Source organism: Escherichia sp. WS1451 (genome assembly GCF_046487365.1).
Lineage (GTDB): Bacteria > Pseudomonadota > Gammaproteobacteria > Enterobacterales > Enterobacteriaceae > Escherichia > Escherichia coli.
The window spans coordinates 483,773-499,303 of sequence record NZ_JBJQJP010000002.1 but is presented as its reverse complement, the minus strand read 5'-3'; the positions used below and the strand labels follow the sequence as shown (position 1 = coordinate 499,303).

Sequence of the window (15,531 nt, the reverse complement as noted above, 5' to 3'; positions counted from 1 at the left end):
TATAGCATTTTTTTAACTGGCCTGTCAGGCAGTGGTGCGTTTTTCTACCGCTATTGAGGTAGGTCAATTTGCGCAGGCGGATTATTTTGTGGCAAACACGTGTTCTTTTTGATTTCGCGCAAAAAGATTCAGAATTTTACTGTTAGTTTCCTCGCGCAGTAATACCCCTGAAAAAAGAGGAAAGCAATGGACGTCAGTCGCAGACAATTTTTTAAAATCTGCGCGGGCGGTATGGCTGGAACAACAGTAGCGGCATTGGGCTTTGCCCCAAAGCAAGCACTGGCTCAGGCGCGAAACTACAAATTATTACGCGCTAAAGAGATCCGTAACACCTGCACATACTGTTCCGTAGGTTGCGGGCTATTGATGTATAGCCTGGGTGATGGCGCGAAAAACGCCAGAGAAGCGATTTATCACATTGAAGGTGACCCGGATCATCCGGTAAGCCGTGGTGCGCTGTGCCCGAAAGGGGCCGGTTTGCTGGATTACGTCAACAGCGAAAACCGTCTGCGCTACCCGGAATATCGTGCGCCAGGTTCTGATAAATGGCAGCGTATTAGCTGGGATGAAGCATTCTCCCGTATTGCGAAGCTGATGAAAGCTGACCGTGACGCTAACTTTATTGAAAAGAACGAGCAGGGCGTAACGGTAAACCGTTGGCTTTCTACCGGTATGCTGTGTGCCTCCGGTGCCAGCAACGAAACCGGGATGCTGACTCAAAAATTTGCCCGCTCCCTCGGGATGCTGGCGGTAGACAACCAGGCGCGCGTCTGACACGGACCAACGGTAGCAAGTCTTGCTCCAACATTTGGTCGCGGTGCGATGACCAACCACTGGGTGGATATCAAAAACGCTAACGTCGTAATGGTGATGGGTGGTAACGCTGCTGAAGCGCATCCCGTCGGTTTCCGCTGGGCGATGGAAGCGAAAAACAACAACGATGCAACCTTGATCGTTGTCGATCCCCGTTTTACGCGTACCGCTTCTGTAGCGGATATTTACGCACCTATTCGTTCCGGTACGGACATTACGTTCCTGTCTGGCGTTTTGCGCTACCTGACCGAAAACAACAAAATCAACGCCGAATACGTTAAGCATTACACCAACGCCAGCCTGCTGGTGCGTGATGATTTTGCTTTCGAAGATGGCCTGTTCAGCGGTTATGACGCTGAAAAACGCCAGTACGATAAATCGTCCTGGAACTATCAGTTCGATGAAAACGGCTATGCGAAACGCGATGAAACACTGACTCATCCGCGCTGTGTGTGGAACTTGCTGAAAGCGCACGTTTCCCGCTACACGCCGGACGTAGTAGAAAACATCTGCGGTACGCCAAAAGCCGACTTCCTGAAAGTGTGTGAAGTGCTGGCCTCCACCAGCGCACCGGATCGCACAACCACCTTCCTGTACGCGCTGGGCTGGACGCAGCACACCGTGGGTGCGCAGAACATCCGTACTATGGCGATGATCCAGTTGCTGCTCGGTAACATGGGTATGGCCGGTGGCGGCGTGAACGCATTGCGTGGTCACTCCAACATTCAGGGCCTGACCGACTTAGGTCTGCTCTCAACCAGCCTGCCGGGTTATCTGACGCTGCCGTCAGAAAAACAGGTTGATTTGCAGTCGTATCTGGAAGCGAATACGCCGAAAGCGACGCTGGCTGATCAGGTGAACTACTGGAGCAACTATCCGAAGTTCTTCGTTAGCCTGATGAAATCTTTCTACGGCGATGCCGCGCAGAAAGAGAACAACTGGGGCTACGACTGGCTGCCGAAGTGGGACCAGACCTACGACGTCATCAAGTATTTCAACATGATGGACGAAGGCAAAGTCACCGGTTATTTCTGCCAGGGCTTTAACCCGGTTGCGTCCTTCCCGGACAAAAACAAAGTGGTGAGCTGCCTGAGCAAGCTGAAGTACATGGTGGTAATCGATCCGCTGGTGACTGAAACTTCTACCTTCTGGCAGAACCACGGCGAGTCGAACGATGTCGATCCGGCGTCTATTCAGACTGAAGTATTCCGTCTACCTTCGACCTGCTTTGCTGAAGAAGATGGTTCTATCGCTAACTCCGGTCGCTGGTTGCAGTGGCACTGGAAAGGTCAGGACGCGCCGGGCGAAGCGCGTAACGACGGCGAAATTCTGGCGGGTATCTACCATCATCTGCGCGAGTTGTACCAGGCCGAAGGTGGTAAAGGCGTAGAACCGCTGATGAAGATGAGCTGGAACTACAAGCAGCCGCACGAACCGCAATCTGACGAAGTAGCTAAAGAGAACAACGGCTACGCGCTGGAAGATCTCTATGATGCCAATGGCGTGCTGATTGCGAAGAAAGGTCAGTTGCTGAGTAGCTTTGCGCATCTGCGTGATGACGGTACAACCGCATCGTCTTGCTGGATCTACACCGGTAGCTGGACAGAGCAGGGCAACCAGATGGCTAACCGCGATAACTCCGACCCGTCCGGTCTGGGGAATACGCTGGGATGGGCCTGGGCGTGGCCGCTCAACCGTCGCGTACTCTACAACCGTGCTTCGGCTGATATCAACGGTAAACCGTGGGATCCGAAACGGATGCTGATCCAGTGGAACGGTAGCAAGTGGACGGGTAACGATATTCCGGACTTCGGCAATGCCGCACCGGGTACGCCAACCGGGCCGTTTATCATGCAGCCGGAAGGGATGGGACGCCTGTTTGCCATCAACAAAATGGCGGAAGGTCCGTTCCCGGAACACTACGAGCCAATCGAAACGCCGCTGGGCACTAACCCGCTGCATCCGAACGTGGTGTCTAACCCGGTGGTTCGTCTGTATGAACAAGACGCGCTGCGGATGGGTAAAAAAGAGCAGTTCCCGTATGTGGGTACGACCTATCGTCTGACCGAGCACTTCCACACCTGGACCAAGCACGCGTTGCTCAACGCAATTGCTCAGCCGGAACAGTTTGTGGAAATCAGCGAAACGCTGGCGGCGGCGAAAGGCATTAATAATGGCGATCGTGTCACTGTCTCAAGCAAGCGTGGCTTTATCCGCGCGGTGGCGGTGGTAACGCGCCGTCTGAAACCGCTGAATGTAAACGGTCAGCAGGTTGAAACGGTGGGTATTCCAATCCACTGGGGCTTTGAGGGTGTCGCGCGTAAAGGTTATATCGCTAACACTCTGACGCCGAATGTCGGTGATGCAAACTCGCAAACGCCGGAATATAAAGCGTTCTTAGTCAACATCGAGAAGGCGTAAGGGGGCGAACAGATGGCTATGGAAACGCAGGACATTATCAAAAGGTCCGCAACTAACTCCATCACGCCGCCTTCGCAGGTGCGTGATTACAAAGCAGAAGTCGCAAAACTTATCGACGTTTCCACCTGTATCGGCTGTAAAGCCTGTCAGGTGGCGTGTTCGGAGTGGAACGACATCCGTGATGAAGTGGGGCACTGCGTCGGGGTTTACGATAACCCCGCCGATCTGAGCGCCAAGTCCTGGACTGTGATGCGCTTTAGCGAAACCGAACAGAACGGCAAGCTGGAGTGGCTGATCCGTAAAGACGGCTGTATGCACTGTGAAGATCCGGGCTGCCTGAAGGCGTGCCCGTCTGCTGGTGCAATCATTCAGTACGCTAACGGGATTGTCGATTTCCAGTCGGAAAACTGCATCGGCTGTGGTTACTGCATTGCCGGGTGTCCGTTTAATATTCCGCGCCTCAACAAAGAGGATAACCGGGTATATAAATGCACGCTCTGCGTCGATCGCGTCAGCGTCGGCCAGGAACCAGCTTGTGTGAAAACCTGTCCGACCGGGGCTATCCACTTCGGCACCAAGAAGGAGATGCTGGAGCTGGCGGAACAGCGCGTGGCGAAACTGAAAGCGCGTGGTTACGAACATGCTGGCGTCTACAACCCGGAAGGGGTCGGTGGTACGCACGTCATGTACGTGTTGCATCACGCCGATCAGCCGGAGCTGTATCACGGTCTGCCGAAAGATCCGAAGATCGACACATCGGTGAACTTGTGGAAAGGCGCGTTGAAACCGCTGGCAGCGGCTGGCTTTATCGCCACTTTTGCCGGGTTGATTTTCCACTACATCGGTATTGGCCCGAATAAGGAAGTGGACGATGACGAGGAGGAGCATCATGAGTAAGTCGAAAATGATTGTGCGCACCAAGTTTATTGATCGCGCCTGTCACTGGACCGTGGTGATTTGCTTCTTCCTGGTGGCGCTGTCCGGGATTTCGTTCTTCTTCCCGACGCTGCAATGGCTGACGCAAACCTTCGGTACGCCGCAGATGGGACGCATTTTGCACCCGTTCTTCGGCATTGCGATTTTCGTCGCGCTGATGTTTATGTTTGTGCGTTTTGTGCATCACAACATCCCGGATAAGAAAGATATTCCGTGGCTGTTGAACATTGTCGAAGTATTAAAAGGCAATGAGCACAAAGTGGCGGATGTTGGTAAGTACAACGCCGGGCAGAAGATGATGTTCTGGTCGATCATGAGCATGATTTTCGTGCTGCTGGTGACCGGGGTGATTATCTGGCGTCCGTACTTTGCGCAGTACTTCCCGATGCAGGTTGTTCGCTACAGCCTGCTGATTCACGCGGCTGCGGGTATCATCCTGATCCACGCCATCCTGATCCATATGTATATGGCATTCTGGGTGAAAGGATCGATTAAAGGGATGATCGAAGGGAAGGTGAGCCGTCGCTGGGCGAAGAAACACCATCCGCGCTGGTATCGTGAAATCGAGAAGGCAGAAGCGAAAAAAGAGAGTGAAGAAGGGATATAATCTCTTTTGAACTTTAAGCTGAAAATGGCGCTTTAAGAAGCGCCATTTTTTTATTGCGTAACCAGACGGCGCAGTCGCGACACATCCACCGTTTTTTCAGCCTCTGCCAGGCTCCAGGCGTTTTGCAGATTCAGCCACATTTGCGGCGAACTGCCGATCACCACGGAAAGTTTAATTGCCATTTCTGGCGTCAAAGCTGCTTTTCCGGTCAGCAATCGGCTTGCCGTTGAGGGAGCAATTTCCATTGCTCTGGCAAACTCGCGCAGGCTGACATTAAGTTCGTCCAGTGATTCCTGAATAATGTCTCCTGGGCGGGGATGATTGGCCATTTTCATCAGTGTCTTTACTCTCAGTAGCGTTCCTTCACCAGGAACACTATCATTATTGTTCCTTCCTACGCAACAATAATCCATTTAGCCATTTCATGTTGGAGAGTTTGCGATGCTGCGACCCGAACATGGCAGTCGCAGCAAAGGCCTCTTAGCGGCGGAAATCAATCACCATACGGCCACGGATTTTGCCTTCTTCCATCTCAGTAAAGATTGTGTTGATGTCCGCTAACGGACGCAGGGCGACCTTCGGTACCACTTTGCCTTCGGCGGCAAACTGGAAGGCTTCAGTTAAATCCTGGCGCGTGCCGACCAGCGAACCGACCACTTCAATACCATCCAGCACAAGGCGTGGGATATCCAGGCTCATAGACTCCGGCGGCAGACCGACTGCCACAACACGCCCGCCTGCACGGACAGCATCAACTGCCGAGTTAAACGCAGCTTTAGCTACCGCTGTCACCACCGCAGCGTGAGCGCCACCGGTTTTTTCCTGCACAATTTTGGCGGCGTCTTCGGTGCGTGAGTTAATCGCTAAATCAGCGCCCATTTCGGTTGCCAGTTTTAACTGCTCATCATTGACATCAATGGCGATCACTTTGGCGTTAAAGACATTCTTCGCGTATTGCAGGGCGAGGTTACCCAGACCGCCAAGACCGTAGATAGCAATCCACTGCCCTGGACGAATTTTTGACAGCTTAACGGCTTTGTAGGTGGTGACCCCCGCACAGGTAATGCTGCTGGCCGCCGCCGAGTCCAGGCCATCCGGCACTTTAACCGCGTAATCGGCGACCACGATGCATTCTTCAGCCATCCCGCCATCAACGCTGTATCCGGCATTTTTTACTGAACGGCAGAGCGTTTCGTTACCACTGTTACAGTATTCGCAATGACCGCATCCTTCATAGAACCACGCCACGCTGGCACGATCGCCTGGTTTTAATGAAGTGACACCTGGGCCAACTTCTGCCACCACACCAATACCTTCGTGTCCCAGAATCACGCCGGTTTTGTCACCAAAATCGCCATTCTTAACATGAAGATCGGTATGACATACACCACAACACTCCATTTTCAGCAGGGCTTCGCCATGTTTCAGTGAGCGCAGTGTTTTATCCGTAACGTCAACATGATGATCCTTCGTAACAACTGCAGCCTTCATAGTTCCTCCTTTTCGGATGATGTTCTGCATAGCAGGTGAGGCAAATGAGATTTATTCGCCACTACCCAGTATGGATGAGATCTGAAAAAGGGAGAGGGAAATTGCCCGGTAGCCTTCACTACCGGGCGCAGGCTTAGATGGAGGTACGGCGGTAGTCGCGGTATTCGGCTTGCCAGAAATTATCATCAATGGCCTGTTGCAGAGCTTCGGCGGAGGTTTTCACCGCCACGCCTTGCTGCTGCGCCATTTTGCCAACCGCAAACGCAATTGCGCGGGAGACTTTCTGTATATCTTTCAGTTCCGGCAGTACCAGACCTTCGCCGTTCAGGACCAGCGGCGAATACTGAGCAAGCGTTTCACTTGCCGACATCAGCATCTCATCGGTGATACGTGACGCGCCGGAAGCAATAACACCCAGCCCGATGCCCGGGAAAATAAAGGCGTTATTACACTGGGCGATAGGGTAGATTTTATCTTTCCATACCACTGGATTAAACGGACTGCCAGTGGCGACCAGCGCGTTACCTTCAGTCCAGGCGATAATGTCCTGCGGTGTGGCTTCCACGCGTGACGTCGGGTTAGACAGCGGCATCACGATCGGACGCGGACAGTGTTTATGCATCTCACGGATGATCTCTTCCGTAAACAGCCCGGTCTGTCCTGAGACGCCAATCAGAATATCTGGTTTTACATTGCGCACCACATCCAGCAGTGACAGCACATCGCTGTCGGTATCCCAGTCACTGAGGTTTTCGCGTTTCTGCACCAGTTTGGTCTGGAAAGGCAGCAGGTTCGGCATCTTGTCGGTCAGCAGGCCAAAGCGATCGACCATAAAGACTTTCTGCCGCGCCGTTTCCTCGCTTAATCCTTCACGCTGAGTCTGGGCAATGATCATTTCGGCAATCCCGCACCCCGCAGAGCCTGCGCCGAGGAAGACAATCTTTTTCTCGCTCAGTTGACCACCCGCCGCGCGGCTGGCTGCGATCAGTGTGCCGACCGTTACCGCCGCGGTGCCCTGAATGTCATCGTTAAAAGAACAAATTTCATTGCGATAGCGGTTAAGTAACGGCATCGCATTTTTTTGTGCGAAGTCTTCAAACTGCAACAGTACGTCCGGCCAGCGTTGTTTCACAGCCTGGATAAATTCATCAACGAATTCATAGTATTCGTCGTCAGTGATACGCGGATTACGCCAGCCCATATACAGCGGATCGTTAAGCAGCTGTTGGTTGTTCGTCCCGACATCCAGCACCACCGGAAGGGTATACGCCGGGCTGATGCCGCCACAGGCGGTATAGAGTGACAGTTTACCGATCGGAATGCCCATCCCGCCGATGCCCTGGTCACCAAGCCCCAGAATACGTTCGCCGTCAGTCACCACAATCACTTTGATATTATGGTTTGGTACGTTTTGCAGAATATCGTCCATATTGTGGCGGTTCTGGTAAGAGATAAACACACCGCGTGAACGGCGGTAGATCTCAGAAAAACGCTCACAGGCTGCGCCGACGGTTGGGGTGTAAATGACTGGCATCATCTCATCAAGATGATTGTTTACCAGACGGTAGAAGAGGGTTTCGTTAGTGTCCTGGATGTTACGCAGGTAGATGTGTTTGTCGATTTCGGTTTTGAATCCCTGATACTGGATCCATGCTCGTTCCGCTTGTTCTTCGATGGTTTCGACCACTTCCGGCAGTAACCCCAGCAGGTTGAAGTTACGGCGTTCTTCCATGCTGAAGGCGCTGCCTTTATTCAACAACGGAAATTCCAGCAATACAGGGCCAGCGTAAGGGATATAAAGCGAACGCTGTTTTTTTGTTTTTGGTTCCATGTCACTCACTCTTTTTTGAATATCCATCCCTGGCACGCTTTTATCGTCTTTGCTTTACCGCCAGGGCGTCGGCCCCAAGTATAAAGCAGATAAAAACAAAAACACCATTGCGCAGGCAATGGTGTTTAATCGTCATTGAGGACTGATGGTTATGAATTACTTTTCAGCGGGGCGTTTTCTGCCGGTTGGGTTATTTACCACGCTGGATTTGTCACCTTCGGTAACTATTTTGCGCTGGTTAGATATTTTATGGTCCAGTCCAAGAATATGACGTGCCTGACGGTTCGATTTCATTTTAACTCCTCAATCCTGTTGCTAGTTTTAAGGACAACATCGCCGTAGCGAAGAAACACGTGCTAAACCCCTAAATTAGGTTGCCGATCAAGCATAGCACCTTAAAGTGTAGGGTGCTGGCCACTGACCACATAATTGATCGTTTGCTGGTAGATATCACTGAGGATGTCGTTATCAGAAGCTTCCACCCATTTGGTCAGCTCCATGAGAATGTCATCTTCAGTGACAACACCGTGCTCTGCCCGAAGGCCTTGCTCAATGGCATTAACCAGAGCGGGTTCTGCTGTTGAATTTTCTGCCTGATAATAAGTAAACATAGTGATTCTCCGTGTCTGTGTATTTATGGTGTCTGCTACGGATCGCAGATTTATAAAGCACATTCAGCATGGCAAATATTTGCCGCTTCGTTGTTAAGATTAGTCCTGGTTGATAATTTTTATATTTTAACCCCATGATATTGATAGGTATTATTATTGTGGTGAGTTGAATGATATTGATGCAATATCTCTTGATATATATATTCCCGGTAATCTATTGTGGGAATTTAATTTAAGTGCAGAAGTAATATTTTCGCCGGATTTTATTCGGAATAACCTGCTTATCCTCGTGCGGTTTCTCACGTAGTCTATAATTTCCTTTTTAAGCCCACAGGAGAGCAACAATGACAATCCATAAGAAAGGTCAGGCACACTGGGAAGGCGATATCAAACGCGGGAAGGGAACTGTATCCACCGAGAGCGGCGTGCTGAACCAACAGCCGTATGGATTTAACACGCGTTTTGAAGGCGAAAAAGGAACCAACCCTGAAGAACTGATTGGCGCAGCGCATGCCGCATGTTTCTCAATGGCGCTTTCATTAATGCTGGGGGAAGCGGGATTCACGCCAACATCGATTGATACCACCGCCGATGTGTCGCTGGATAAAGTGGATGCCGGTTTTGCGATTACTAAAATCGCACTGAAAAGCGAAGTTGCGGTGCCGGGTATTGATGCCTCTACTTTTGACGGCATTATCCAGAAAGCAAAAGCAGGATGCCCGGTTTCTCAGGTACTGAAAGCTGAAATTACGCTTGATTACCAGTTGAAATCATAAAGCGTTGCCGTATGACGCGTCAGGCGCGTGATTGCCTGATGCGTTGTTAGCGTCTCTACAGCGCCCGCCAGCACCGGATCTCACGTCCGTCCTCCCTTATTGTTAATGATTGCCGGACTTCACACCCGTGGGTTGCCAGAGGGCAACGTTCGCGGAAAAAACAGCCTTGTGGCAACGTGCGGTTTCCTGGTAGATCCGTTTTACGTAATGCCCATTCTTCCTCCAGCGGTTTATCAATGGCGGGGAGGGAATCCAGCAATAATCGGGTGTATGGATGTGCCGGAGCTGTCAGCACCTGTTGCGCGTCTCCTAATTCCACAATCTGTCCGAGATACATCACCGCCACCCGATCGCTCATATGACGTATCACCGAGACATTGTGTGAAATCAGCACATAAGTCAGCCCGCGATTTTCCTGTAGCGTTACCAGTAAATTGAGGATCTGCGCCTGCACGGAGATATCCAGCGCCGAGGTTGGTTCATCAAGCACAATCACGTCAGGCTGCGAAGAGAGTGCTCTGGCAATGGCGATACGTTGCCGCTGCCCGCCTGAGAACGCATGAGGCAAGCGGTCGAGATACTCCGGACGAATACCCACCTGCACAGCCAGCTCCTCTGCCAACGCTCGCCGCTGTTGTTCACTACTACGCTTAGCAATCCAGAGCGGTTCCGTGATGATGCGCCACACCGGTAAGCGCGGATTAAGCGAAGAGAGCGGGTCCTGAAACACCATCTGCATAATGCGTTGTGATCCTGAACGGATGTACTGCCCGTGGCTCGGTTGCAGCATACCCATTAAAAGCTGTGCGAGGGTGCTTTTGCCGCAGCCTGACTCACCGACGATCCCTAAGGTTTCACCACGACGGATCTGTAAATCAATACCATTGATGGCATGAACATGTTCCGTAGTTTTACCAAGCCAGTTTTTTCGGGCAGGGAAATTGATATGGACGTCGCGTAACGTTAATAACGTATCAGACACTAATGACCTCCTGCTGCGGATACCAACAGGCGCAGCGGTGGTTGTTGTCACCATACGCTGTTAGCGCCGGGACGTTTTCACACTGTGCACCTGCCGCATAGCAACGATCTCGAAAAGCGCAGCCGTCAGGCAAATAGGTGAGGTTTGGTACCGTCCCCGGAATGGCGGGTAATGGCTGGCGCGGTATTCCATGTTCCGGTGCGCATTGCAGCAAACCAATGGTATACGGATGCCGGGGATGATGGATAACGTCTGCCGTCACGCCGCTCTCAATCACGCTTCCGGCATACATCACGTAAACGCTATCGCACAGTTGCGACACCACGGCCATATCATGGCTGATGAACAGTACCGCAGTTCCACTGGCGCGGGCTTTATGTTTAAGCAGACGCAGTACCTGCAACTGTACCGTGACGTCCAGCGCCGTAGTCGGTTCGTCGGCAATAATCAATTGCGGCTCGCAGGAGAATGCCAGCGCAATCATTACCCGCTGGCGCATACCACCTGAAAGCTCAAACGGATAGCGCGACATAACTTCCACGGCATCCGGGATTTGCATCTCTTCCAGCAGGGCAATCGCTTTAGCTCTGGCTTCCCGACGACTTATTGGTTGATGATGGCGGATCACGTCCATCATCTGAAGACCTATTCGACGTGTCGGATTGAGGGCGGTCATCGGTTCCTGAAAGATCATCGCCACTCGTGCGCCGCGCCACTGACGAAGCTGCTTTTCCCGAGCGTTAAGAACATCTTCTCCCAGCAGTGAAATATGTCCTCGATGTACGCAATAACTGCCCGTCGGTAACAGACGCATAATCAACATTGCAGTGACTGATTTACCCGAGCCGGATTCTCCCACCAGACCGACAATTTCACCGCGGTTGATTTTCAATGACACATTGTTGAGCGCGTGAACGTCGCCGTTAAAACCGGGGAAACTCAAATGCAGTTGTTGAATGTCCAGAACGGGTTGGGTCATGACTGCTTTCCTCCTGCTTTCGGGTCAAGCAGATCGCGAATACCATCGCCAAAGAGATTAAACCCGACGGCGGTAAGCAAAATCGCTGCCCCCGGAAATGCGCAATACCACCATTGATCGAGCACATAGTTGCGACCATTCGCCACCATCGCCCCCCATTCAGCACTCGGTTGTTGAGCACCAAGGCCAATAAATCCCAACGTGGCGGCCATTAAAATCGCGCTACCGATATCCAGCGATGCCTGCACAATCAGCGGCGGCAGGGAGTTACGTAAAATATGCCAGTTGATCAGATGCCAACGCGACGCACCAAAGGTTTTCGCCGCCTGAACATAGGTATACTGGCGAACAACTAATGTTTGCCCCCGCGCCAGGCGCACATAAAAGGGAATTCGCACAATAGCAATCGCCAGCATGGCGTTAAACAAACTCGGCCCGAGAGCGGCTGCCAGTGCCATTGTCAGTACCAGCGAAGGAATCGACAGCATAATGTCCATGATGCGCATGATAATCGCGTCTGCGCGTCCGCCAAGCACACCGGATAGACACCCGAGTAGCGACCCCATCATACCTGCAATGGCGACCACCACTAATCCGGCGAGAATTGATTGCTGACTGCCGACCAGTACGCGGCTGAACAGATCGCGTCCCACTTCATCGGTGCCAAACCAGTGCGCCGCAGAAGGCGGCAAAAGGCGGGCGGTTAAATCAATGGCGTTGGGATCATGCGTCGCCAGCCACGGTGAAAAAATCATCATCAATAGCATTAATACAATGATGACTGCGCCGGTCACGGTGAGCGGGCTGCCTTTCAGCATCCATACCAGTTTTGCACCGTTAAATCGCGTTTGTTTTTGTGGGCGTACGGCGGACGTTTCCTCGCTTAGCATCATTCACCACCTCCACGTCCGATACGCGGATCAATCCACAAATAGAGCAAATCCACCACCAGGTTCACCAGCACATAAGCAAACGAAACCACGACGGCAAAGCCCATCACTGCCGGGAAGTCGAGCGCCTGTATTGATGTTACTACCCATGCACCCATTCCGGGCCAGGCAAAAACGGTTTCGGTGAGCACTGCGCCATACAACAAATCGCCCAGCGCCAGTCCCAATACGGTAATCGAGGGGATCAACGCATTGGGTAGCGCATAACATAAAACGATATACCAGCCGGGCAAGCAGCTGGCACGGGCGGTACGAATGTAATCTTCACTCAATTGTTCCAGCATCGCTGAGCGGATCTGGCGAGCGACAATTCCCAGGTGAACGAACGCCAGCGTTAATGCCGGTAAGATGAGATGTTGCAGCGCATTGAAGAAGACTTCACCGTTGCCTTCAAGCAGCGCATCGAGCAGATAAAAGCCGGTAACGTGCGTTGGTGGATCCAGCCAGTCATCAAGCCTTCCGCCGCCGGGAAGAATTTGCAGATGACCATAAAACAGCACAATGACGCCCAGCCCAAGCCAGAACGCAGGTGTGGAGATTCCGGTAATGGCCATTATTCGCACCAGATGATCCAGCCAGCGATTTCGCCAGACTGCAGAGAGTATGCCCAACGGGATGCCAATCAGGAGTGCCAGCAGCAGCGCGCAAAATGCCAGTTCCAGCGTCGCCGGGAAAAATATACGCAACTCTTCCAGCACCGGACGCCCGGTACGAATGGATGTTCCCAGGTCACCCTGAAACAGATCGCTGACGTAGCGGTAAAACTGTACGTACAGTGGCTGGTCCAGCCCCAGTTGCTGGCGAATATTTTCCACGATAGCATCGCTGGCGCGGTCACCCGCCAGTAACCGCGCCGGATCGCCGGGGATCAGGTGCGAGATAATAAACGTAATCACGCAGACGCCCGCCACCACGAGCACCAGCCCCCAGCAGCGTTGGCGTAAAATACTCCAGAAGGTCACGTTATTTACTCATAGTATTGATATTGAAGACCTGTTCCAGCATGGGATTGAACACAAAGCCTTTCACCTCTTTGTTCATCGCCAGTTGGTAGTTTTTCTGGAACAGGTACACATAAGCAGCGTCATCAATGACGATTTTCTGTGCCTGCTGGTAGTGCCGGGTACGCTGCGTCTGGTCGGTGGTCGCTAGCGCATTGCGCAGTAACTTATCGACCTCACTGTTTTCATAGAACGAGCGGTTACCCGGCAGACCTTTTTTGTCGGACTCAAACCAGTAATTCATAAACATATACGGGTCGGCAAAATCCGGACTCCAGTTGCCAATCGCGATGTCGTAATCACCTTTACCCACTCTGTCGCGCATGGTGGCGTTCGCCAGCTTTTCCAGCTTCACGTTGATGCCCAGCTTGTTGAGACTGGATTGTGTCGCCAGAGCAATAGGCTCCCAGTTCGGATCATTATCAGAATAGAGAAACGTCAGGCTGGTGGGTTTGCTCGTCACTTTATCCCATTCGGCTTTGGCTTTCGTTTCGTCATGGTTGTATTGCATTGCCGTCGCATCGTATCCCCACATGCCTTCCGGAATCGGGCCGCGCATTTGTTTTCCGTTACCACTCAGAATGCCGTTAACCATACCCTGATAATCGGTAGACCAGGAAATGGCCCGACGCAGATCCGCCTGATTAAGTGGCGCTTTGCTGTTATTCAGATACAGATAGGTGACGCGCAGTGACGGATACTCTGCCACATTGACTTTGTTTTCCTGCTTCAGTGCGTTGAGTTGATCCACCGGCAGCGCATCGGCAATGTCAATGTCGCCACGGGAGAGCTGCAGGCGACGGGAAGCACTTTCACCGATAATTTTTACCGATACCCGTTTGAAATTCGGTTTATTGCCGGGGTAATGCGGATTTGGCACCAGAACTAATTGCTGACCTTTTTGCCAGCTTTTCAGCATAAACGGTCCGGAGCCAGCGGTATTTTGCGCGAGGAAACCACGGGCATCATCCGCCGCATGCTCCTTTAAGACCGCCGGATTGATAATGGATGCACCGTCATTCGCCAGCGTGTAGAGGAACGGTGCGAATGGCTGGCTAAGGGTAAACCTCACTGTATGTTCGTCGGGAGCATCAATCTTTAAATCTTTGGGAAATGCTTCTGCTGGCCCCTGGCCGATTTTTAGTAACCGCTCAAAAGAGAGTTTTACTGCTTCGGCAGTGACAGGTGTACCATCGGCAAATTTAGCATTGTCCTTCAGGGTGAACGTCCACTCTTTTTGATCGTCAGACGCTTTCCAGCTACTTGCCAGATCGCCTTCAACGTCGGTTGAGCCTTTATCACCGTCCGTTTTGTACTGAACCAGTCGCTGATAAGACGGGTAGGTCACTGTCCAGTCGTTATTATCAATTGTCACCGCTGGGTCGAGGGTTTGTGGGTCGGCAGCTTTACCGATCACCAGCATATCTTTCGGTACGGCGGCGTGTGCAACCGGCATTGTTGTGGCAAGGACGATCGCGAGCAATGTAGGACGAAACAAAATCGATCTCTTCATGACAGTTTCCTGATTAACTGGCGTGCTGTGTGCCAGGGGATATAAAACAGGTGAATTGATCAGCGAGTAGTGGGTAACTCGCTGCCTGGGGTAATTCGAAGTGCCACCATTCGCTCGGGATACCGACAAAGCCACCGCCAGTCATAATCGCATTCAGCAACAGCCGATTGCGCTGAGCAGCTGGCGGGACGGAAGGGTGATAAGCATGGGAACGTTCGTGCATTTCATCGAACTCTGCACCCATATCCAGTATGTTCCCGTGCTCATCACGAAGCGTCAGGTCGATCGCCGTGCCACGGCTGTGATTAGAACCGACCGCCACATCAACAACATATTGCGGGTCTGGGCAGGCTTGCCACAACATCGCCTGTGCTTGTTGTGGGCGATACGCATCGTAAATCACCAGTTGTAAGCCTGACAGCTGGGCGATACTGATACTTTTCGCCAGCGCGGTAATCGCATCCTTGTGTAACAGACAACGCGCTTGCTGATAAATAGCTTTGCCTGTGATGTTATCAGCGCAGGCGTATTTCAATTCGATCTCCAGATCAGGGAAGATCACGGCTAGATCAACCAGTTCGGTGGTATCCGACATAAACGGTTCCTGTATAAGACAAAAA

General features: G+C 52.1%; 15 protein-coding genes. 4 read left to right on the top strand and 11 right to left on the bottom strand.

Annotated features, from left to right (window positions below):
* The first annotated feature begins 186 nt into the window (after positions 1-186).
* From fdnG to fdnI, 3 genes are read left to right on the top strand one after another with little or no spacing between them, the layout of a single operon-like run.
* Positions 187-3,234 carry a formate dehydrogenase-N subunit alpha gene (gene fdnG, locus ACJHX7_RS05240; protein ID WP_157908352.1) on the top strand — a complete coding sequence of 1,016 codons (3,048 nt, stop codon included), beginning with the start codon at positions 187-189 and terminating at the stop codon, positions 3,232-3,234.
* A gap of 12 nt (positions 3,235-3,246) precedes the next feature.
* Positions 3,247-4,131: a formate dehydrogenase N subunit beta gene (gene fdnH, locus ACJHX7_RS05235; RefSeq protein WP_001240581.1), complete on the top strand. Its 885-nt coding sequence runs from the start codon at positions 3,247-3,249 to the stop codon at positions 4,129-4,131.
* Positions 4,124-4,777, top strand: coding sequence for a formate dehydrogenase-N subunit gamma (gene fdnI, locus ACJHX7_RS05230; protein WP_000045648.1), 654 nt, complete (start codon positions 4,124-4,126; stop codon positions 4,775-4,777). Before fdnH ends, fdnI begins: the two co-directional genes overlap by 8 nt.
* Before the next feature lie 50 nt (positions 4,778-4,827).
* On the opposite strand, the gene ACJHX7_RS05225 is transcribed toward fdnI, so the two are convergent.
* From ACJHX7_RS05225 to bdm, 5 genes are all read right to left on the bottom strand, one after another.
* On the bottom strand, positions 4,828-5,112 hold the full coding sequence (locus tag ACJHX7_RS05225) for a HigA family addiction module antitoxin (protein WP_000781370.1): 285 nt from the start codon (positions 5,110-5,112) through the stop codon (positions 4,828-4,830).
* A gap of 145 nt (positions 5,113-5,257) precedes the next feature.
* On the bottom strand, positions 5,258-6,268 hold the full coding sequence (adhP, locus tag ACJHX7_RS05220) for an alcohol dehydrogenase AdhP (RefSeq protein ID WP_000642407.1): 1,011 nt from the start codon (positions 6,266-6,268) through the stop codon (positions 5,258-5,260).
* A gap of 133 nt (positions 6,269-6,401) precedes the next feature.
* Positions 6,402-8,099 (bottom strand): malate dehydrogenase, encoded by a 1,698-nt coding sequence (gene maeA, locus ACJHX7_RS05215; RefSeq protein ID WP_000433471.1) that lies wholly within the window; start codon positions 8,097-8,099, stop codon positions 6,402-6,404.
* A 156-nt stretch (positions 8,100-8,255) separates the two neighbouring features.
* On the bottom strand, positions 8,256-8,393 hold the full coding sequence (sra, locus tag ACJHX7_RS05210; protein WP_000841554.1) for a stationary-phase-induced ribosome-associated protein: 138 nt from the start codon (positions 8,391-8,393) through the stop codon (positions 8,256-8,258).
* 101 nt (positions 8,394-8,494) lie between these two features.
* On the bottom strand, positions 8,495-8,710 hold the full coding sequence (bdm, locus tag ACJHX7_RS05205) for a biofilm-dependent modulation protein (protein WP_000495766.1): 216 nt from the start codon (positions 8,708-8,710) through the stop codon (positions 8,495-8,497).
* Between the two features lie 344 nt (positions 8,711-9,054).
* Here bdm and osmC point away from each other — a divergent pair, with 344 nt between their 5' ends.
* A complete protein-coding gene (gene osmC / locus ACJHX7_RS05200; protein WP_000152305.1) occupies positions 9,055-9,486 on the top strand; it encodes a peroxiredoxin OsmC in 432 nt (143 codons plus the stop codon).
* A 55-nt stretch (positions 9,487-9,541) separates the two neighbouring features.
* Here osmC and ACJHX7_RS05195 read toward each other — a convergent pair whose 3' ends face one another.
* Genes ACJHX7_RS05195 through ddpX form a run of 6 tightly spaced genes read right to left on the bottom strand, consistent with a single transcriptional unit; the run spans position 9,542 to position 15,506 of the window.
* Positions 9,542-10,468 (bottom strand): ABC transporter ATP-binding protein, encoded by a 927-nt coding sequence (locus ACJHX7_RS05195; protein WP_077737838.1) that lies wholly within the window; start codon positions 10,466-10,468, stop codon positions 9,542-9,544.
* Positions 10,461-11,447 (bottom strand): ABC transporter ATP-binding protein, encoded by a 987-nt coding sequence (locus tag ACJHX7_RS05190; protein ID WP_094030485.1) that lies wholly within the window; start codon positions 11,445-11,447, stop codon positions 10,461-10,463. Before ACJHX7_RS05190 ends, ACJHX7_RS05195 begins: the two co-directional genes overlap by 8 nt.
* Positions 11,444-12,340, bottom strand: coding sequence for a D,D-dipeptide ABC transporter permease (gene ddpC, locus ACJHX7_RS05185; protein ID WP_000979620.1), 897 nt, complete (start codon positions 12,338-12,340; stop codon positions 11,444-11,446). Before ddpC ends, ACJHX7_RS05190 begins: the two co-directional genes overlap by 4 nt.
* Complete coding sequence (locus tag ACJHX7_RS05180) at positions 12,337-13,359, bottom strand: ABC transporter permease (RefSeq protein WP_410231538.1); 1,023 nt, start codon at positions 13,357-13,359, stop codon at positions 12,337-12,339. Before ACJHX7_RS05180 ends, ddpC begins: the two co-directional genes overlap by 4 nt.
* 1 nt (position 13,360) lies before the next feature.
* Positions 13,361-14,911, bottom strand: coding sequence for an ABC transporter substrate-binding protein (locus ACJHX7_RS05175; RefSeq protein ID WP_094030486.1), 1,551 nt, complete (start codon positions 14,909-14,911; stop codon positions 13,361-13,363).
* A 13-nt stretch (positions 14,912-14,924) separates the two neighbouring features.
* Positions 14,925-15,506 carry a D-alanyl-D-alanine dipeptidase gene (ddpX, locus tag ACJHX7_RS05170; RefSeq protein WP_001285824.1) on the bottom strand — a complete coding sequence of 194 codons (582 nt, stop codon included), beginning with the start codon at positions 15,504-15,506 and terminating at the stop codon, positions 14,925-14,927.
* Positions 15,507-15,531 lie beyond the last annotated feature (25 nt).

Bases quoted from the DNA above. Each gene is read 5' to 3' on its own strand.
- fdnH (WP_001240581.1), top strand. From the start codon at position 3,247: ATGGCTATGGAAACGCAGGACATTATCAAAAGGTCCGCAACTAACTCC.
- bdm (WP_000495766.1), bottom strand. From the start codon at position 8,710: ATGTTTACTTATTATCAGGCAGAAAATTCAACAGCAGAACCCGCTCTG.
- adhP (WP_000642407.1), bottom strand. From the start codon at position 6,268: ATGAAGGCTGCAGTTGTTACGAAGGATCATCATGTTGACGTTACGGAT.
- osmC (WP_000152305.1), top strand. From the start codon at position 9,055: ATGACAATCCATAAGAAAGGTCAGGCACACTGGGAAGGCGATATCAAA.
- sra (WP_000841554.1), bottom strand. From the start codon at position 8,393: ATGAAATCGAACCGTCAGGCACGTCATATTCTTGGACTGGACCATAAA.
- ACJHX7_RS05190 (WP_094030485.1), bottom strand. From the start codon at position 11,447: ATGACCCAACCCGTTCTGGACATTCAACAACTGCATTTGAGTTTCCCC.
- ddpC (WP_000979620.1), bottom strand. From the start codon at position 12,340: ATGATGCTAAGCGAGGAAACGTCCGCCGTACGCCCACAAAAACAAACG.
- ACJHX7_RS05225 (WP_000781370.1), bottom strand. From the start codon at position 5,112: ATGAAAATGGCCAATCATCCCCGCCCAGGAGACATTATTCAGGAATCA.
- maeA (WP_000433471.1), bottom strand. From the start codon at position 8,099: ATGGAACCAAAAACAAAAAAACAGCGTTCGCTTTATATCCCTTACGCT.
- ACJHX7_RS05175 (WP_094030486.1), bottom strand. From the start codon at position 14,911: ATGAAGAGATCGATTTTGTTTCGTCCTACATTGCTCGCGATCGTCCTT.
- ddpX (WP_001285824.1), bottom strand. From the start codon at position 15,506: ATGTCGGATACCACCGAACTGGTTGATCTAGCCGTGATCTTCCCTGAT.
- fdnI (WP_000045648.1), top strand. From the start codon at position 4,124: ATGAGTAAGTCGAAAATGATTGTGCGCACCAAGTTTATTGATCGCGCC.